This window comes from Glycomyces paridis (genome assembly GCF_004912155.1).
Classification (GTDB): domain Bacteria; phylum Actinomycetota; class Actinomycetes; order Mycobacteriales; family Micromonosporaceae; genus Glycomyces; species Glycomyces paridis.
This window is the reverse complement of sequence record NZ_STGX01000004.1, coordinates 315,078-333,295: the sequence shown is the minus strand read 5'-3', so window position 1 is coordinate 333,295 and position 18,218 is coordinate 315,078. Positions and strand designations below refer to the sequence as shown.

Annotated in this window: 18 protein-coding genes and 2 tRNA genes; 6 read left to right on the top strand and 14 right to left on the bottom strand. The window is 70.7% G+C overall.

The window, feature by feature from the left end; genetic code table 11:
- The first annotated feature begins 200 nt into the window (after positions 1–200).
- The 3 genes from E9998_RS07725 to E9998_RS07715 are packed head-to-tail and all read left to right on the top strand — an operon-like array spanning position 201 to position 3,554.
- Positions 201–1,892, top strand: a complete 1,692-nt coding sequence (locus tag E9998_RS07725; RefSeq protein WP_136529119.1) for an L-aspartate oxidase — start codon at positions 201–203, stop codon at positions 1,890–1,892.
- The gene (gene nadC, locus E9998_RS07720) at positions 1,889–2,788 is read left to right on the top strand and encodes a carboxylating nicotinate-nucleotide diphosphorylase (RefSeq protein WP_136529118.1); all 900 of its coding nucleotides are present in this window, start codon (positions 1,889–1,891) and stop codon (positions 2,786–2,788) included. Before E9998_RS07725 ends, nadC begins: the two co-directional genes overlap by 4 nt.
- Before the next feature lie 4 nt (positions 2,789–2,792).
- The gene (locus E9998_RS07715) at positions 2,793–3,554 is read left to right on the top strand and encodes a type III pantothenate kinase (protein WP_136529117.1); all 762 of its coding nucleotides are present in this window, start codon (positions 2,793–2,795) and stop codon (positions 3,552–3,554) included.
- A 33-nt stretch (positions 3,555–3,587) separates the two neighbouring features.
- Here E9998_RS07715 and E9998_RS07710 read toward each other — a convergent pair whose 3' ends face one another.
- The 14 genes from E9998_RS07710 to E9998_RS07645 form a co-directional block, all read right to left on the bottom strand.
- Entirely contained in the window at positions 3,588–3,845 is a 258-nt protein-coding gene (locus E9998_RS07710; protein ID WP_136529116.1) for a hypothetical protein, read from the bottom strand.
- Positions 3,846–3,991: 146 nt separating this feature from the next.
- Positions 3,992–4,675, bottom strand: a complete 684-nt coding sequence (locus E9998_RS07705) for a hypothetical protein (RefSeq protein WP_136529115.1) — start codon at positions 4,673–4,675, stop codon at positions 3,992–3,994.
- A gap of 89 nt (positions 4,676–4,764) precedes the next feature.
- The gene (locus E9998_RS07700; RefSeq protein ID WP_136529114.1) at positions 4,765–5,466 is read right to left on the bottom strand and encodes a hypothetical protein; all 702 of its coding nucleotides are present in this window, start codon (positions 5,464–5,466) and stop codon (positions 4,765–4,767) included.
- Between the two features lie 53 nt (positions 5,467–5,519).
- Positions 5,520–6,740 carry a hypothetical protein gene (locus E9998_RS07695; protein ID WP_136529113.1) on the bottom strand — a complete coding sequence of 407 codons (1,221 nt, stop codon included), beginning with the start codon at positions 6,738–6,740 and terminating at the stop codon, positions 5,520–5,522.
- A 2-nt stretch (positions 6,741–6,742) separates the two neighbouring features.
- Complete coding sequence (locus E9998_RS07690) at positions 6,743–7,243, bottom strand: hypothetical protein (protein ID WP_136529112.1); 501 nt, start codon at positions 7,241–7,243, stop codon at positions 6,743–6,745.
- A gap of 332 nt (positions 7,244–7,575) precedes the next feature.
- Positions 7,576–9,045 (bottom strand): serine/threonine-protein kinase, encoded by a 1,470-nt coding sequence (locus E9998_RS07685; protein ID WP_136529111.1) that lies wholly within the window; start codon positions 9,043–9,045, stop codon positions 7,576–7,578.
- 393 nt (positions 9,046–9,438) lie between these two features.
- Positions 9,439–9,891: an ASCH domain-containing protein gene (locus E9998_RS07680; RefSeq protein ID WP_136529110.1), complete on the bottom strand. Its 453-nt coding sequence runs from the start codon at positions 9,889–9,891 to the stop codon at positions 9,439–9,441.
- Positions 9,892–9,953: 62 nt separating this feature from the next.
- Complete coding sequence (locus E9998_RS25665; protein ID WP_192907055.1) at positions 9,954–11,639, bottom strand: WXG100 family type VII secretion target; 1,686 nt, start codon at positions 11,637–11,639, stop codon at positions 9,954–9,956.
- A gap of 2 nt (positions 11,640–11,641) precedes the next feature.
- Positions 11,642–11,968, bottom strand: coding sequence for a hypothetical protein (locus E9998_RS07670; RefSeq protein ID WP_136529109.1), 327 nt, complete (start codon positions 11,966–11,968; stop codon positions 11,642–11,644).
- Positions 11,968–12,393, bottom strand: a complete 426-nt coding sequence (locus tag E9998_RS07665; RefSeq protein WP_158299727.1) for a YbaB/EbfC family nucleoid-associated protein — start codon at positions 12,391–12,393, stop codon at positions 11,968–11,970. Before E9998_RS07665 ends, E9998_RS07670 begins: the two co-directional genes overlap by 1 nt.
- Positions 12,394–12,785: 392 nt before the next feature.
- On the bottom strand, positions 12,786–13,718 hold the full coding sequence (locus E9998_RS07660; RefSeq protein WP_136529107.1) for a 4-(cytidine 5'-diphospho)-2-C-methyl-D-erythritol kinase: 933 nt from the start codon (positions 13,716–13,718) through the stop codon (positions 12,786–12,788).
- Positions 13,719–14,588: a 16S rRNA (adenine(1518)-N(6)/adenine(1519)-N(6))-dimethyltransferase RsmA gene (gene rsmA, locus E9998_RS07655; RefSeq protein ID WP_136529106.1), complete on the bottom strand. Its 870-nt coding sequence runs from the start codon at positions 14,586–14,588 to the stop codon at positions 13,719–13,721.
- Positions 14,588–16,234 (bottom strand): peptide chain release factor 3, encoded by a 1,647-nt coding sequence (locus E9998_RS07650; protein WP_136529105.1) that lies wholly within the window; start codon positions 16,232–16,234, stop codon positions 14,588–14,590. The genes rsmA and E9998_RS07650 overlap by 1 nt, the downstream gene beginning before the upstream one ends.
- A 110-nt stretch (positions 16,235–16,344) precedes the next feature.
- Positions 16,345–16,800 carry a GatB/YqeY domain-containing protein gene (locus E9998_RS07645; protein ID WP_136529104.1) on the bottom strand — a complete coding sequence of 152 codons (456 nt, stop codon included), beginning with the start codon at positions 16,798–16,800 and terminating at the stop codon, positions 16,345–16,347.
- A 25-nt stretch (positions 16,801–16,825) separates the two neighbouring features.
- On the opposite strand from E9998_RS07645, the gene E9998_RS07640 reads away from it, so the two are divergent.
- From E9998_RS07640 to E9998_RS25210, 3 genes are all read left to right on the top strand, one after another.
- On the top strand, positions 16,826–17,722 hold the full coding sequence (locus E9998_RS07640) for a metallophosphoesterase (protein ID WP_136529103.1): 897 nt from the start codon (positions 16,826–16,828) through the stop codon (positions 17,720–17,722).
- 128 nt (positions 17,723–17,850) lie between these two features.
- Positions 17,851–17,927: transfer RNA gene (locus tag E9998_RS07635), tRNA-Pro, on the top strand.
- Positions 17,928–17,983: 56 nt separating this feature from the next.
- Positions 17,984–18,087, top strand: a tRNA-Pro gene (locus E9998_RS25210).
- The last annotated feature ends 131 nt before the right edge of the window (positions 18,088–18,218 follow it).

Here is an 18,218-nt window from a genome sequence, read left to right as displayed (position 1 = left end):
TGCCGACCGGACAGGGCCCCGCCCGCACCGCCCCGCGCGGCGCGGGCGGGGCCCCGCCGCGTCCGCAGGGACGCGCGCCACACCCGCTTGGCACCCCCGGCGCCCGCGGGGGCACAGTTGACCGAGCCGCGAACGGCGGCGCACCCACCGAACGGGCACCCGGGCGACCGGGCGCCCGACCCTAGAAGGGCAACGGGCACTTGCCACCCGCGTTCGCACCGCTCCCGCACCTGCCGCGCCTGCCGCGGCGCCTGCGGGCCGAGGCCCCCTCCTGGACCGAGACCACCGACGTGTGCGTCATCGGCTCCGGCGTCGCCGGCCTCACCTGCGCGCTCAACCTGCGCCGAGCCGGCTTCCACGTCACCGTCGTCACCAAGGTCCACATCGACGACGGGTCCACGCGCTGGGCCCAGGGCGGCGTCGCCGCCGTCCTCGACCCCCTCGACACCCCCGCCGCCCACGCCCGCGACACTCAGATCGCCGGCGTCGGCCTCTGCGACCCGGCCGCCGTCGACGTCACCGTCACCGAAGGCCCCCAACGCATCGCCGACCTCATCCACCTCGGCACCGAGTTCGACCGCCACCCCGACGGCTCCCTCCAGCTCACCCGCGAAGGCGGCCACCGCGCCCGCCGCATCGTCCACGCCGGCGGCGACGCCACCGGCGCCGAGATCCAGCGGGCCCTCCACTCGGCCGTCCTGCGCGACCCGTGGATCCGCATCATCGAGAACGCGATGGTCCTCGACCTGCTCACCGACGCCCGCGGCCACGCCGCCGGGGTGAGCCTCCACGTCCTCGGCGAAGGCGTCGAGCACGGCGTGGGCGGCGTCGAGGCCCGCGCGGTCGTCCTCGTCACCGGCGGCCTTGGCCAGATCTTCCAGTCCACCACCAACCCGTCGGTGTCCATCGGCGACGGCGTCGCGCTGGCCCTGCGGGCGGGCGCGACCGTGACCGACCTCGAATTCGTCCAGTTCCACCCGACGTCGCTGTACGTCGGCGGCGCGGACGCGCGCGAAGGGCTCGGCGCCGAGGTCGTCTCCGGCGACCGGCAGCCGCTCATCTCCGAGGCCCTGCGCGGCGAGGGCGCCTACCTGCGCGACTTCTCCGGCGAGCGGTTCATGGTCGGGCGCCACGAGCTCGCCGAGCTCGCCCCGCGCGACGTGGTCGCCAAGGCCATCACCGCCCGGATGATCGCCGAGGGCCGCCCGCACATGTGGCTCGACGCGCGCCACCTCGGCCGGGACATGCTCGAACAGCGCTTCCCGACGATCACCGCGTCCTGCCGGGCCATCGGCGTCGACCCGGTGACCGACCAGATCCCCGTCGCGCCCGCCGCCCACTACTCCTCGGGCGGGGTCCGCACCGACCTGTTCGGGCGCACCAGCGTCCCGGGTCTGTACGCCGCGGGCGAGGCCGCCTGCACCGGGCTGCACGGCGCCAACCGACTCGCCTCCAACTCCCTGCTCGAAGCGCTCGTGTTCGCCCAGCGCATCGCCGACGACGTGGCCGAGCGCAAGCCGAGCCCCGGCGTGCCCGAGGCCCCGGCGGGCGAGGGGGACGTGTGCTCCACGACCTCCCGCGCCCCGCTCCAGGAGGCCATGACCGCCGGCGCGGGCGTGCTCCGCTCCGAGCGGTCACTGGAGGCCACCGCTGCGTCGCTGACGGCATTGGGGGACAATGTGTCCGGACGTCCGCGACCGGCCACATGGGAGGCCACCAACCTGCTCACCGTCGCCGCCGCCGTCACCGCCGCCGCCCACCGGCGGCGCGAGACCCGAGGCAGTCACTGGCGCGAGGACCATCCCGAGGCCGGAGACGACTGGCTCGGGCACCTGTGCCTTTCCATCAGCTCCGACGGGGAGCTCGACACCACCTGGGAGCCCATCGCATGAGCCGATTCGCCGCAGTGCCCGGCGGGGCGGGGCTGGACGAGCGCCTGCTCGCCCTGCGCCTCGACCCCGAGGACGTGTACGTCGCCGTCCAGGACTACCTGGACGAGGACCTCTCCCACGCCCGCCGCGACGTCACCTCCGAATCGATCTTCGACCCCGGGCACAAATCCACAGTGGCCGTCACCGCCCGCGCGGACGGGCTCCTCGCGGGCCTGCCCGTGGCGCACGCGGTCTTCCACGCCATGCCCGGCGAGATCGAGTTCGCCTACCTCGCCAAGGAGGGCGCCCGCATCCGCGCGGGCCAGGTCCTCGCGCGCGTCTCGGGCCCGACCCGGTCGCTCCTGGCCGCCGAGCGCACCGCCCTCAACCTGCTGTGCCGCATGTGCGGGGTCGCCACGCACACCCGCCGCTTCGCGGACGTCCTGGCCGACTGGCACACCACCGTCCTCGACACGCGCAAGACCACGCCGGGCCTGCGGGCATTCGAGAAGTACGCGGTGCGCGCGGGCGGCGGCGACAACAAGCGCATGGGCCTGTACGACGTGGCGATGATCAAGGACAACCACAAGGAGGCCGCGGGCTCGATCACCGAGGCGTTCAACGCGGTCCGCTCCGCCGAGCCCGAGATCGACATCCAGGTCGAGGTCGAGACCATCGACGAGGCCCTCGAAGCGGTGGCCGCGGGCGCGCTGTTCCTGCTGTGCGACAACATGAGCCCCAAGGAGCTCGGCGAGGTCGTCGAGGCCGTCGGCGACCGGGCCGAGCTGGAGGCGACCGGGCGCATCACCATCGACATGGCGGTCGACTACGCCGCCACCGGGGTCGACTACCTCTCCGTGGGCGCGCTCACGCACTCCTCGCCCATTCTGGACATCGGACTCGACTTCGAGGAGTAAGACCGTGCTGCTGTGCGTCGACATCGGGAACACCAACACGGTGCTCGCCGTCTTCGAGGGCGAGACCCTCGTGCACTCGTGGCGGATCCGCACCGACCCGCACGCCACCGCCGACGAACTCGGCCTGACGTTCCGGGCCCTCCTCGACGGCGACGGCGTGGACCTCACCGGGATCGCGCTGTCCTCCACCGTCCCCCAGCAAGGCGCCGAGGTCGCGAAGATGGCGCAGCGGTACTACCCGCACGCGCGGCTCGTGCAGATCGCGCCGGGCGTCAAGACCGGTGTGCGCCTGAGCATCGACAACCCGCGCGAGGCCGGGCCCGACAGGATCGCGAACACCCACGCGGCGTTCCACCTCTACGGCGGGCCTTGCATCACCGTGGACTTCGGGACCTCCACGAACATCGACGTCATCTCGGCCACCGGCGACTTCCTCGGCGGCGCCTTCGCGCCCGGCATCGAGATCTCCATCGACGCCCTCGCCTCCCGGGCCGCCAACCTGCTGAAGATCCCGCTCGTCAAGCCGCGCAGCGTGATCGGCAAGAACACCGTCGAATGCCTCCAGTCGGGCATGGTCTACGGCACGGCCGCCCAGGTCGACGGCCTCGTGCGCCGCATCAGCGTCGAACTGGGCACCGAGCCGACCGCGGTGGTCGCGACCGGCGGCCTCGCGCCCGTCGTCATCGAGCAGTGCGAGACCATCACCCACTACGAGCCGAACCTGACCCTCCACGGCCTCAGGATGATCTGGGACCGCAACGCCTGACCCGGGGCCGCCTCCGCGGCGGCCCCGACTCGCCTACTGCCCCTTGGCGACCGTGGCCGAGTTCAGCGCCTCGCCGAGCTTGTTGACGAGCGCCGCCGCCAGCGCGCTGCACTCCTCCAACTGGTCCTTGGTGACCCCGAGCGCGGCCGCGGCCCCCTCGACGTTCAGCGCCTGCAACTGCCCGAGCGTCTCCTCGGTGATCGCCTTCGACGCCTCGATCTGCCCTTGCGCCTCGGTCAACGTGTCCGTGTTCGCGCTGATCGACGCCAACACCTCATCGATGGATGCCATTGGGGGCCTTCCTCTCCGCTAACGGGGTGACCTTCGCCGAACCGCGGGCGCCCGGTCACCGCGACCCTACCCGAAACCCCCGACCCCCGCACCCCGCGTGACCGCTTCCCGACACCGACACGCTGCGCCGCACGATCTCCGTTCCGTCACCGCTCCACCAACGGAACCGCCTCGGTCATCAGAGCGGCGACCTCCGACATCACGGCTGCCAACACTTCCCGATCGGCGTCGCTCACCGTCGCCTCAGGCGTGCAGAACTCCGCCCGGAGGTGGAGTCGCAGGTTCCGGCTGTCGGCGTCCAGGACCGTCTGGGCGTACTGGAACGGGCCCGTCGCGCCGCAGTCGTATCGGTCGCCCACATCGAAGATCGGGTTCTGCTCGGAGGCGCACACGCTCGCATACTCGCCCTCCTGGAGGTCCCAGTACACGACGTTCCAGTCATCGAAGTACGACAGCGGCTCATAGTCGATCTCCATCGGCTCCGGCACCTCGAACGGCTCCTCTTGGATTGTCAGATTCACCAAGACGTACACGTACGCGTCCTCGACGCGTTCGTACTCGGGCGTATTGACCCGCACGCCGTAACGGCACGATATGCCGGTGTACCCGTCAGACTGGTCCGCCTCAGTCCCGAAGGGCATACGGTCGACCGTGTAGCTGTCCGCCCGTGGCAGCGACTCGACCTTGTCCGCCTCCGGGCACACCTCGTCCTTGGTTACGTCCAATGAGTACAGTTCGTCGTCTGTCGGTGTCTCCGTTCCCCATTCGGAGGCAGTACCCTCAGGATCGTCGGGTTCCTCGTTCGGCTGGCACCCGAGCAGCAGCGCCAATGTCGCACCCACGGCCGCCGACCGCACCGCCGCGCGGGCGGGCTCTTCGTACCTTCCCCGTTCCGCGCCCAGGCGACGGGTATGGGCTGCTACGGCTCCACCAACGGAATCGCTTCGGTCACCAGCTGTGCGAGTTCCGTCATGGCCGCTCCGAGGGTTCGAAAGTCCTCGTCGTCCACGGGTTCACCGGTGGTGTGGTAGGTACTGGAGAAGATCATTTCGAGGTTTCTGGTGTCGGCATAGATCACTGCGTTCGCGTAGGGCATGTGCAGAATGGAGTCCTCGCAGTCGAAAGAGAATTCGTCCTGTCCTACCTCTCCGCCGCTCTCCTCGGAGACGCAGACGCGGTAGAACTCTCCTGTCTTGTTCTCGGAGGAGCTTGCAGTCCACTCGCCCTGACCGAAGTAGGTTGTCCACTCGTCGAGTTCGGCCTCGGTGCTCTTCGGGTTCGGCTCCTTCAGCACGCCCAGCTGTATCCGCATGTAGACGAAATCGCTCTTGACGTTCGTGAACCCCGGGTTGAGCTGAATCCCATAGGTGCAGGTGATGGAATGGTAGTTGTACAGGTCATCGGGACGATCCGACAACTCGACTATCGCGGTGGTGAAACTCTCCCCGGTCGGCAGCGTGGTGAGTTCCTCGGGAGCGGGGCACACCTCCGTGGAATAGATATCGCCTGAGTAGATCCTGGTGTCCTCGGGCGTGGCGCTCACCGTCGGTTCCGGTTCGGAAGTCGGTTCATCCGGCCCACCCGTGTCTTGGCAGCCCAGCACGAGCATCGCGGTGAGCATCGCGACGATGAGGCGAACCAGCGGGCCCGACCCTCTCGTGCTTCCTTTGCGCGTCATTGGTTTCGCCCGAAGTCATAGAGCTCCAGGTACTCGGTCGGGACCTGATTCAATCTGGCTCGGAGGTCGCTCACGTAGCCCGCGTACTCCTCTTCCGAGGCTTGGAGCTTGCCGAGCATGGTCCGAATCTCGTCGAGCAGGTCGACCACCACCTCCTCTGGCGAGAATTCGAACTGCTCGATGCTGCTGGTGAACGGATCGGTGAAGTTGGTGCCGGTCCAGCCCAACAGACGCAATCCCGAGGCGCTCAGCTTGATCACTCCGGCTGCCTCCTTGAGCCCTGGGGCGAGTGCGAGGGCGTCGCCGAGGACGCCTCCTGACATTCCCGTGCCCGTCACCGCCATCCAGACTTTTCCGAGGTCGGTGGTTTCGGTGACCGTCACGGTCGCTCCCAGTTGCGAGGTGGCGAGGGCGAGGATCGTGAGCGTTGACTCGCGGTAGTGGCGGATGATCTCGTAGCGCATGTTGATCATGTTCGCCAGTCCCGCGATGAGATTGGCCTGGTTCTTGAACGTCGGAGCCGTCGACTCCATGTACCCTTCGCCGACCGTGTCGGCGGCGAGGCCGGTCCAGTCGACCATCCAGGCCTGGTTCGCGCCGCTGTTGCCGTTCGCGATGGACTCCACGTAGTGCGGGAAAGTATCGCTGTCTACTTTAAATTCTTCTGAATCGGGCTTGAGCCCCATCTCGGTGGAGATCCGGGCGAAGGCTTCGTAGGCGACCTGGAGGTTCGTGGTGTTGTGGTCGGCGAACGGCGGCAGTTTGCCTCGGATCAGTTCGCGTGTCTCCCAGGACCAGTCCTCGGCGAGGGCGAGGAGTTCGCCGAGGCAGCAGTCCACGGTGAGCGGGTTTTCGACCGTCTGCTCTCGGTAGTAGAAGGTGTTGAACTCGGTCACGCCCTCGGGCGCCGTGCGGCCGTGGCACGAGGAGGGGACCGAGCCGTCCCTCCCGCCGTCGTACCAGGCGAGCTGGTCGCATTGGCCGACGGCGAAGTGCGCGGCCATGCCGGCGTTGCGGTGCAGGTCCGGTGGCGTGTACCGCTCTCCCTTGGCGGAGTACGGCGACGGCAGTGGCATGTCGTCGCGGACCGAGGTGACGATCGTGTCCTGCCAGCGCTCGGTGAGGGCGTCTTGGAACTGGTCGAGGAAGTGCGTGGTCGACGCGGTGTGGTCGTTGGCGCCTGAACCTTCGTCGATGGTGGCCGCTGGTCCCGGCATGCTCAGTTCCCCTTGATCTCGTCGTCGTAGATCACGTAGTCGGGCTGCTCGTCGGTGGCCTCTTCGGGCCGGTCGGTGGGTTCGGCGAACTCCTCCGCATCCCAGGTGGGGTTGCTGGATCCGGCGCCTTCGTGGTTCCCCCAGTCGTCGAAGGCCCTTTCGATGTCCGCGGCTGCGGCGTCGTCGGAGTCCTGGTAGGTGCGGAGCGACTCCTCAAGCTGTGCGCCGGCGAGCTCGTACCGCCCGGCGGTGGTCTTCCAGTATTCGATGAGCTCTTCGCGCATGGCGATGACTTCGAGATCGGCTGCAGTGGCCGTGCCGTCGGCGTTGCAAAGCTCTGCATCGGCCGAGTAGGTGTCGCCGAAGTGCGACAGCAGTTCGCCGTAGCATTGCGCGGCTTCATAACTGAAGCGGGCGAGATCGGCGAGCTGGTAGTAGTCGACGGACACGCTCGTGCCGGCCTGCTGGCGGGTATCAGTGTCGGCTCTGGTTCTGCCGGGCATGGGGGATCGATCCTTCGCGTCGGGGTGTGATCATTCGCGAACGTACCGAATCGGGCACTGCGGTGGGGGACGTCGCGAGCGGCATCGGGGCAGGGCTGCGATCGGATGTCGACTTTCAGTGACGGTGAGTGACCGCGAGGATGTCCGCCCGTGTCTCGAAGCGCTCGGTGTCCTTTTTCGAGTGACGGAGCGTGATGACATTGCGGGCGTGTGAATTCTTCCGCATTTTCCCGATATGCGGACTGAAGGGCCCGAGGCCAACGCGTCGACGGCTGTGCGCGCGCTGCAACGCAGCGTGCCGGTGAACCTCGCTCCGGTCAGATGGCGGGGGGTCAGGTGCAGTCGGCGGGGTCTTCGTCGGTGTCGGTGTAGTAGCCGAGGACGATCTGGTCGTCGAAGTCGGCGGTCTCGCCGCTGGTGGGGGTCTGTTCGAGCACTTCGCAGTTGTCCCATTCGACGCCGAACCAGGAGTAGATCGCGCCTTCGATGTGCACGTTGTCGAAGCCGGCTTCGGCGAGTTCCTGTTCGGCGTCGTGGGTGCTGAGGCGGGTCACCTGGGGGACGGTGCCGCTGCCGGAGGTCTCCGGTTCGGTCTCGTCGGTGTCGGAGCCGCCGCCGGTGTCGCCCGAATCGTTCGTGTCCGTCTCGCCGCCGCCGGTTTCCGGGGCCGGGGGCGGGTCGTCGGAGGCGGTCGCTTCGGGCGCGGTGGTCGTCTCCTCGGCGGCGGTGGTGGCGGCCGCGGAGGTGGCGTTTGTGGTCTGCTCGACGGCCTTGGTGGGCTCTTTGGTGCCGTCCTCGTTGTCTCGCAAGAGGTTCCAGGGCCGGGTGACGGCGGTGCCCGCGGCGAGGAGCGCGAGGATGACGGCGGCGGTGATGAGCAGTCGGCGGCCGCGTTGGGTGGGTTCGGGCTTCGTGTCGACCTGGGCGGGTTCGGGGGCGGGTGCAGGCGAGGCCAGGGAGGTCGTGGGCGGCGGGGTCGAGACGCCCAGGGCCGCATGGCAGGCCGCGGCGAGGGCCGCGGCCGATTCGTAGCGTTCCTCGGGGTCCTTGCGCAGGCAGCGCAGGACGATGCCGGCCGCTTCGGGGGTGACCTCCTCCGGGAGCGCGGCCGGTTCCTCGTAGAGGTGGCCGTGCATTTCGGCGGCGGGGTCGGAGGCGTCGAAGGGCGGTGCGCCCGTGAGGCATTCGTAGGCGACCGCGCCGAGCGAGTACACGTCGGAGCGCCCGGCGATCTCGCCGCGCCGCAGCTGCTCGGGGGAGATGTAGGCGAGGGTGCCGAAGACGGCGCTGGTGGGCGTCAGGCGCGGGCTCGAATTGAGCAGGGAGATGCCGAAGTCCACGACGCGGACGTGGCCCTCGTCGTCGATGAGGAGGTTGGCGGGCTTGATGTCGCGGTGCACGACGTCGATGCGGTGGGCCTTCTCCAGGGCCGCGGCGGCTTCGGCGAGGAGCTGGAGGGTCTCCGCGGAGGTGAGGCGGCCACGTTCGGCGAGCAGGCGGCCGAGCGAGCCGGTCGCGATGAGCTCCATGGCGATGAACCAGATCGGGAAGCCGTCGACCTCCTCTTCGCCGAAGTCGTAGATCTCCACGAAGCCGGTGCCCTTGAGTTTCGCGAGCGTGGTGGCCTCGCGGCTGAAGCGGGCGACGGGCCGGTCGGTGTCGTCCAGGTCCGAGCGGAGCACCTTGACGGCGGCCTCGCGGTCCAGGCGGAGGTCGTGGGCGCGCCACACGGCGCCCATGCCGCCGGTCGCGAGGCGTTCCTCAAGGCGGAAGCGCCCGCCGATCACGGTGCCGGCGTCCACGCGGTCTCCTCTCGGGCCGTGGCGGAAGCGGCGGGTTCGCCTGCGGGAGCGCGCAGGCGCGGGACGGTGGCGCGGTCGGGCACGGGGTCTCCGGGAAGTCGTTGGCGCCGGGCGGCGAGGGGATCGTCCGGCGGGCGAGGTCACCCGATGATAAGCGGGCGGTGCCGGACGCGGGAGCGCCGCAGGGTGGCGAGAGTGGCAGAAGCGCAGGGCCGCAGCGCGGCCGCCTGCGAGACGCCGTCGGTCTTGACCCGGCGCGGGGCCGGGATGCGGCGGTGAAGCCGCCCGTTGCGCATCCGTTGGTGGGGAAGTCTGGTCTCCCGCCTCGCGACTCTGCGCGGACGGCCTCGGCCGTCTTCGCCGGATCGGCTGGCGCCCAGGCCTTTACGGGTCTCAGTCCACGCGCAGGTCGGCGACGAGGCGGAAGTGCTGGAGGACGGCCTCAGTCGCGTCGTCCACGGTGAAGTCGGGGTCGCCGATCGCCTCGCGCATCTCCGTGCCGTGCCAGAACTCCTCGTGGGTCGCGCGCCATTCGGCCACGGTGCGGTCGCCTTCGCCCTCGTCGACCGCGTGCTGCAAGTCCACTTGCGACAGCGGCAGGACGCGGACTTCGGTGGTCTCGATGACCGCCACCGGCAGGCCCGCCGAATCGACCACGACCGAGCGTTCGCCCACGGTCGGCAGCGGTTCGCCTTCGAGCTCGTAGTCGAGGAGTAGGCCGGTCGTGGAGGTCTTGGCGCCGTCGAGGATCGCCGCGACGAGGCGGTCGCGCAGCGGGCCGGGGAACGCGAACTCGGCGGTCGGCATCGCGGCGAGCGCCGCCGGGGAGGGTCGGTCCGTGGACATGGGCCCACTGTAGTGCGGCGGCGCGGCGCGGCGGGCCCGGGCGCGAAGCCCGGGCCCGGTCCTTACAGCGGCTCCGCGGTGCGCACCGGTGGTTCGTCCTGGGCCCCGAACGCGTCCGCGTACTCCTCTTCGAGTGCGGCGGCCTCCCGTTCGGCGTCCTCGGCCTCGCGCCGCGCCTCGTCGGCCTCGTGGATCTGGTCGAGGCGTTCGAGGATGCGCACCTTCTCCTCGGGCGTCTCGGCCTCCTTCAGGTCCTCGCGCAGGCGCTGCTCCTCGGTGAGGTGCTCCTGCCGCCAGGCCTCCTTGCCCGCAGCGAGGTCGAAGTCCGCGATCGCCTCGCGCATCCCCGGGGTCACGTACTGCATGAGCTCCTTGGGGATCTGCGCGCCGGTGGGCTTGGGCCTGCCGTCCTCGTCCAGCGGCGGCTCCCAGTCGGGGTCGTTGCTGGGGAACGCGTCCTTGAGGTCGTCGGGCGCGTACTTCGCCAGCTCGGGCGGGATCGAGTCCGGGTCGGCCGCCATCGCCTCCCACACCTCGCGCGGGATCGACTCGGCCATCGCCCGCCACTCGGCGTCGGGGATGGTCGCGACCAGGTACGGGTGCCAGGCCTGCGAGCCGTCGGGCAGCTCCGTCACCGCGGTCTCGGAGTCGTCGACCTCGGGTTCGGGCGCCTTCGGCTCCTCCTCCGGCTCCTCCTCGGGGCCGCCTCCGCCGCCACCGCCGGAAGGTCCGCCGCCGCCCGACGCGCCGCCGCCGGAGGACCCGCCGCCGGTCGGACCGCCGCCCCCGGTCGAGCCGCCGCCGGAGCCGCCCTCGGTGCGGTCCTTCGGCTCCGCCGTCGGATGCCGCCCACCGGTCGAAGGCCGCTCCCGTTCCCGTTCGCGCGGGCGCGCGTCGGGCCGGTCCTGGACGGCCTTGCCGGGGTTGCGGACCCGCTGCGAGGCCTCCTCCAGCGTCCGCCGGATCGCCGCGAACGCCGACTCGGCCTCGGCCAGGCCCTCCAGCGCAGAACCCGCCTCGGATTCGAGCCGGTCGAGGCGCTCGCGCACCTCCCGCATGCAGCCCACCGCCTCGCGCACGATCGCGACGATGCCCGCCGCGATCGAGGCCCCCAGGCTGAACACGCTCGCCGCCAGGGCCCCGAGCATGATCTGCACGCACCGGTCCAGGCAGTCGAAGACCATCTCGACGACCTCGCCGCGGGCCTCGGCCACCAGGTTCCCGACGGTGTTGATCCGGTCGGCCGCCGAACGCGCCAGCGACGCGGCCTTCGCCAGGAGCTTCGCGAACGCGCCCGCGACCTTGCGGAACCGCCGGCCCGCGTCGCCGTCCCACGCGTCCGCCGAGCTCCGGGCGCCCGCCGCGAGGTTCGCGGCCACCCCCGCGAGCTCGTCGGAGATGCCCTTCCACTCCTCGACCAGCGCCTGGATCGGGTCGGTGTCGCCCTGGAGCAGGTCGATCGGGTCGCGCACCCAGTCGATCTCGCTCGCGAGGTACCCGACGACCTCGCCGGTGATGAAGCCCATCGGGTTCACGATCATGCCGAGCAGGTCGGCGTACTCGCCGATGAACCCGCCGACGGAGCGGACGCCGTCCACGACGCCCGCGGCCACGTCGTACGCGCCCTCGGCGGTCGCGACGATGCCGTCAGCGAGGGTGGAGGCCGCGTCGCCCGCGGCGTCGATCGCGTCCTCGGCGAGGTCCCCGGCGGCGCCGATGACGTCGCCCGCGATGTCCAGAATGCCCACGGCTACCTCAGATCCTCGGTGAGCCGGACGAGTTCGTCGCAGGAGCGCCGGTCGGCCTCCTCGTAGGCCCGGTGGGCCGCGGCGACGCCCTCGGCGAGGGCGTCGGCGAAGTCGGCGGCGGCGCTGAGCGCCCCCTCGGCGGTCCGGTCGAAACTTGCGATGGCCGAGGGCACCGAGTCGGACAGGAACTCGCTGAACGCGTTCTGGTCGCCCAGTTCGGCGTCCCGCGCACGTTGCGCGATCGCGGCGAGCGGTTCGCTGACGTCCCCGCGCGTGGCCGCGACGAGGTTCGCGATGGCCTCGCCGATGACGCCCCACCCGGCGGCCATCAGGCGCCGCCTTCGCCGCGGGCGCGCAGCGAGGACGCGAAGTCCTCCATTGCGGGCGATCCGGCGCCGAGGAGCGTTGCCATCGCCTCGGTCGCCCCGGTGGCGGCCTCGGCGACCGCCTTGCCGTAGGCCTCTTTGACCATGTCGGCGAGGGAGTCGGGGCTGGTGCGGCGCACCTCGGAGGTGAACTCGATGTCGGTGAGGGCCCCGCCCGCGCCGACGGTCACGGTGACCTCGCCGCCGGCGCTCGCGCCGGTGCCGGTTACGGCCGCGAGGAGCGCCTGGGAGTCCTCGGCGCGTTCCTGGAGCCGGTTCATGCGGGTCTCGAAGTCGGCGAGGTAGCCGGGGAGGTCGGTGCGGGCCGACGGGCGGGCGGCGTCGGGATCGCCGTCGGGGGGATTCGATGGGAGCACGCGATCGCTCATGTGGGACTCCTGAGGACGGCCACAAAGGGGGGTGAGCATGGTCACTCCAGTGTGGCAGACCGCTGCCACACCCGGGGTCCGGTGACGGTGACGCAACTCCTGTACCAGCGGCAACGGTCGCATTCAGGGCAATGCAGAGCGAAGGAATCGAATGTGGACCTTCGCCGCGTAGGCGGATCTAGCACGACTCCAGCCCCGGGCGCTCGCCCGCCCCCGGGGTCGGGTGTGTCGGCATCCGGTGCCCCCGATGACAAGGGTGCCTCGGGGGACCGACAACCGTCGGAGTCGGACCGGTCAGCGCCGGGCGAAGCGGCGGACGCCCGGCCTTCGAGGCCGGGCGCCCGTGGCGATTCGGTGGCGACGGCGGCGCCTGGTGCGCGCCGGGCCGCGGCTCAGTCCGCCGGGCCCCGGACCGGGCCGTGCGCCAGGTGGACGCTGCGCGCCCCGCCGCGCATCCGGATGCGGCGCGCCAGGGCCACCGCGTGCTTGACGTCAGTGGCGAGGAACAGGATCGAAGGGCCCGAACCGGAGACATGCGCCGCCAGGGCGCCCTCCTCCAGGCCCCCGTGCATGAGCGAGGCGAGCTGCGGGCGCAGGCTCACGGCCGCGGCCTCCATGTCGTTGACCAGCAGCCGGGCGAGTTCGTCGGCGCTCGCGCCGGACTCGAAGGCGCGCACGATCGGGCCCGTGTCGGCCGAATACCGCCCGATGCCGTCCTCGCGCAGCCGGTCGACCTCCTTGTAGCACTCCGGGGTCGCGATCTCGGTGTCCGTCGTCGCGACCACCCAGTGCCAGGTGCCCACGGCCGCCACCGGCGTCAGCTCCTCGCCCCGGCCCGAGCCGATCGCGGTGCCGCCCTTGAGGCAGAACGGGACGTCCGAGCCGAGCCCCGCCGCGAGGCGGTGAAGTTCGGCGTCACCGATCGCGACCTCCCACAGCCGGGCACAGGCGATGAGCGCCCCCGCGGCGTCCGCGGAGCCCCCCGCGAGGCCCCCGGCGACGGGGATGCGCTTGTTCAGGTGCAGCCGCACGTCCGGCTCGATCCCCGCGTACAGCGCGATGAGCTTCGCGGCCTTGTAGGCGAGGTTGTCCTCCCCTGTGGGCAGCGTCCCGGCGCCCTCGCCCGAGATCGTCACCTCGATGCCGGGTTCGCCCAGCCGCTCGGCGGTGACGGTGTCGTGCAGCGAGATCGCCTGGTACACCGTGGACAGCGCGTGGTAGCCGTCGGCGCGGGGGTCCCCCACGCCGAGGTGCGGGTTGATCTTGGCGGGCACGTCGACGCTGATCGACTCGCCGGGCTGGGCGGGTGCGGTCTGTCCACTCATTCAGGCCTCCTGAGGTCGCGGTGCGGTCTCGCCCTCCGCCTCCTTGGCGTCGGCGAGGGCGATGAACTCCGCTATGTCCAACGACTCACCCCGCCTCGTGGGTTCGATCCCGGCCCGATCGAGCACAGCCTCGGCCCGGTCGCCCGCCCAGGTCTTCAACGACTGGCGCAGCATCTTGCGCCGCTGACCGAAGGCGGCGTCGACGGCGCCGAACACCTCGACGCGGTTCGCCTTCGGGCTCTCGATGCGCTCGAAGGCGACGAGGCCGCTGGCGACGTTGGGCACGGGCCAGAACACGTTCGGCGACACCGACCCGGCGCGCCTGGCCTTGGCGTACCAGGCCATCTTGACGCTGGGGGCGCCGTAGATCTTGGAGCCGGGACCGGCGGTGAGCCGGTCGCCGACCTCGGCCTGGACCATGACGAGTCCCTTGCGCAGGCTCGGGAACTGCTCCAGGGCGTGGAGGACGACGGGCACGGCCACGTTGTACGGCAGGTTCGCCACGAGCGCGGTGGGCGGCTCGGGCATCTGCTCGGGCTTGATGCGGGCCGCGTCGGTCTCCACGACGGTGAGCCGCTCGTGCTCCTCGGGCGCCCGGTGCGCGACCGTGGTCGGCAGGGCGAGCGCGAGCTTCGGGTCGATCTCGACGGCGATGACCCGCCGGGCGATCTCGATGAGCGCGAGGGTGAGGGAGCCGAGGCCGGGGCCGACCTCCATGACGACGTCCTCGCCGTCGAGCTTCGCGGCGGCGGCGATGCGGCGCACCGTGTTCGCGTCGACGACGAAGTTCTGGCCCCACTTCTTCGTCGGCGTGATCTGGAGGCCCCTCGACAGGGACTTGATGTCGCCGGAGGTCAGCAGGCGCGCCATCAGCCCTGGCCTCCGGCGAGGAGCGGTTCGAGCACGAGGCCGGGGTGGTCGTTGACGATGGTCTGGATGCGGTACTTGTTCGGCAGCGCGACAAGGAACGCGCCGTCCCTGGGGCGCGAGAACACCTCGACGCCGGGGGCGGTGCGCAGGCGCGCGGCCCCGTCGGCGTCGGTGAGGCGCGCGAGCTGGTACGGCAGGTTGTCGATGGTCGCGGGGACGTCGAACTCGGCGGCGAGGCGCGCGACGGTGACCTCGAACTGGAGCGGGCCGACCGCGGCGAGCACGGGCGTGGCCTCGCCGCGCCGCTCGGAGTAGAGGACCTGCACGACGCCTTCGGCGTCGAGCTGGGCGATGCCGCGGCGGAAGCGCTTGGCCTTGGAGGTGTCGTGCATCTGGAGGGCCCCGAAGTGCTCGGGCGCGAACGCCGGCAGCGGCGGGTACTCCACGGCCTTCCCGGTGTAGATCGTGTCGCCGACCGACAGGCCGGTGGCGTTGACGAGGCCGACGATGTCGCCCGGCCAGGCCTCCTCGACGGTGTCGCGGGAGGCGCCGAACATGGTCTGCGCGTACTTGGTGGACATGGTGCGCCCGCTCTGGGCCTGCGTGACCTGCATGCCGCGCTCGAACTTGCCCGAGCACACGCGGATGAACGCGAGCTGGTCGCGGTGGGAGGCGTTCATGTTCGCCTGGGACTTGAAGACGAACCCGGAGAAGCCGGTCTCCAGTTCGCGCGGCGACCCGGCGGCGTCCTCGCGGGCGAACGGCGAGGGCGCGATGTCGACCAGGAGGTCGAGGAGCTGGCCGACGCCGAACTGGACGAGCGCGGCCCCGAACAGGGTCGGGGTGGTCTGCCCGGCCTCGAAGGTCTTCGGGTCGAAGTCGGCCTCGACCTCGGTGAGCAGCTCGGACTCCTCGCGGGCGCGCTCGAAGTCCGGGCCGAACAGGTCCGCGGCGGCGGCCTCGTCGAGGTACTCGGCGACGGCGAGCTGCTGCCCGCCGGGGGAGCGCTCGTAGCGGACCATGCCGGGGGCCTGCGGGCCCGCGGCGCGGCGGCCGTCGGTCTCGGACCCGTCGCGCCGGTCGCCGAACCCGACGCGCTCGATGACGCCGCGGAACTCGCCGCCGACGCCCACGGGCCACGTCACCGGGGTCGGCTTGATGCCGATGCGCGTCTCGATCTCCTCGATGAGTTCGAGGGCGTCCTTCGCGGGGCGGTCCCACTTGTTGATGAAGGTGATCACGGGGATGCGCCGGGCCCGGCATACCTCGAAGAGCTTGAGGGTCTGCGGTTCGAGGCCCTTGGCGGCGTCCAGGAGCATGACGGCGGCGTCGACGGCGGTGAGGACGCGGTAGGTGTCCTCGGAGAAGTCGGCGTGGCCGGGGGTGTCGAGGAGGTTGACGACGCAGCCGCGGTACTCGAACTGGAGGGCCGCCGAGGTGATGGAGATGCCGCGGTCCTGCTCCATGGACATCCAGTCGGACACCACGCCCTTGCGGTCGCCCTTGCCGTGGACGGCGCCCGCCGAGGAGATGGCGCGGCCGTACAGGGCCAGGGCCTCGGTGATCGTCGACTTGCCGGCGTCGGGGTGGGAGATCACCGCGAAGGTGCGGCGGCGCGCGGCCTCGGCCGCGATGTGGCTGGACATGGATTCCTCAAGGTTCTGCGAGTTCAGGCGGTCTGCGGGCGGAGCGGGCCCGGCACTCAACGATAGCCGCGCCCGACGACGCCGCCGGTCGGCGCAAACACCATACGGGCCTAACCCGCGAGTGTCGCCTTCACGATCGCGGCGACGGCCTTGCCGTCGGCGCGCCCGGCCGTCTTCGGGCCGATGGCCTTCATGACCTTGCCCATGTCCTTGGGACCGGCGAAACCGCCCTCGGCGATCGCGTCGCGCACCAGTTGCGTGACTTCGGCCTCAGTGAGTTCGGTCGGCAGGTACCGCTTGATCACGGCCTCCTCCGCCAGCTCGGCCTCGGCCGACTCCGCGCGCCCGCCCGCCTCGAAGGCCTCCGCCGCCTCGCGGCGCTGCTTGGCCTGCTTGACCAGCACCTTCACCACGTCTGCGTCGTCCAGCTCGCGGGGCGTCTTACCCGCGACCTCTTCGTTCCGGACCGCGGCGATGACCATCCGCAGCGTGCCCAGCGTCACCTTGTCCCGGGCCTTGAGGGCGGCTCGCATATCTGTTTCCAGCTGGGTCTTCAACTCACTCATATCTCAGCAATCTACCGTTGGGGGTATGAAGATCAGCCGTGGACTTGCCGCAGCAGCCGGGATCGGGGTCGGCGCCGGTGCGCTGGCCCTCGTCTACGCCTCGTTGTACGAGCGCGTCCAGTACACGCTCCGGCACTTCGCCGTGCCGGCGCTTCCCGAAGGCGCCGAACCGATCAGGGTTCTGCACCTCTCCGACCTGCACATGACGCCCGGCCAGGTGCGCAAGGCCCACTGGGTCGCGTCCCTGTCCGCGCTCGACCCGGACCTGGTGCTCCTGACCGGCGACAACCTCGCCCACCCGGACGCCGTGGACCTCGTCGCCAAGACGCTCCGGCCGCTGTTCAAGGCCCCCGGCGCGTTCGTGTTCGGCTCGAACGACTACTTCGCGCCGGTGTTCAAGAACCCGCTCACCTACTTCAACCCGAACCACGAGCACAAGTACGGGGCGTCCCTGCCGACCGAGGAGCTGCGCAAGGTCCTGGTCGACGGCGGATGGCACGACCTCAACAACCTCGCGGTCGACACGGTCGTGTCGGGGCTCAACGTCCACTTCGCGGGCGTCGACGACCCTCACTTCCACCTCGACGACTACGCGATCGTCTCCGGGCCGGTGCCCGAGGGCGCCGACCTGTCGATCGGGCTGACCCATTCGCCCGAGCCGCGCGTGCTCGACGAGTTCGCCCGCGACGGCTACGACTTCGTGGCCGCCGGGCACACCCACGGCGGCCAGGTGTGCGTGCCCGGCTACGGGGCCCTGGTCACCAACTGCGGAATCGACCGCAAGCGCGTCAAGGGCCTGCACCCGTGGGAGGACATGTGGCTGCACGTGTCGGCGGGCCTGGGCACGAGCCCGTACGCGCCGGTGCGGTTCGCGTGCGCGCCGGAGGCCAGCCTCCTGACGTTCGTCCCCGCCGTGCTCTAGGACGACCCCGCTTCGGGCCCGGGTGTGACCGGGCCCGAAGCGGGAGACCCCGTTCGACACGGGGCCGCACCCTCAGGTAGCATTTTCTTTCGTGCGGACGCCCAGCGTGCGCGCGTACAAAAGAACATCGGGTTGTGGCGCAGCTTGGTAGCGCACTTCGTTCGGGACGAAGGGGTCGCAGGTTCAAATCCTGTCAACCCGACCACAGCGAAAAGGGGCCGCGAGGCCCCTTTTCTTATGCCTGCGCGCCGTCGGGAACCTCGGGTTGTGGCGCAGCTTGGCAGTGCTCTTTGGCGGCACTCCGTGCCGGCGGCACTTCGTTCGGGACGAAGGGGTCGCAGGTTCAAAACCTGTCAACCCGACCACAGCGAAAAGGGGCCTTTCGGCCCCTTTTCTCGTGCTCGCGCGCCGCTGGGAACTTCGGGAGTCCTTCTCAGCCCGCAAACACGGCCTAAGCGTCTCGTCGGGTCACAGGTAAGGGCTCTGGGTGAGCAGA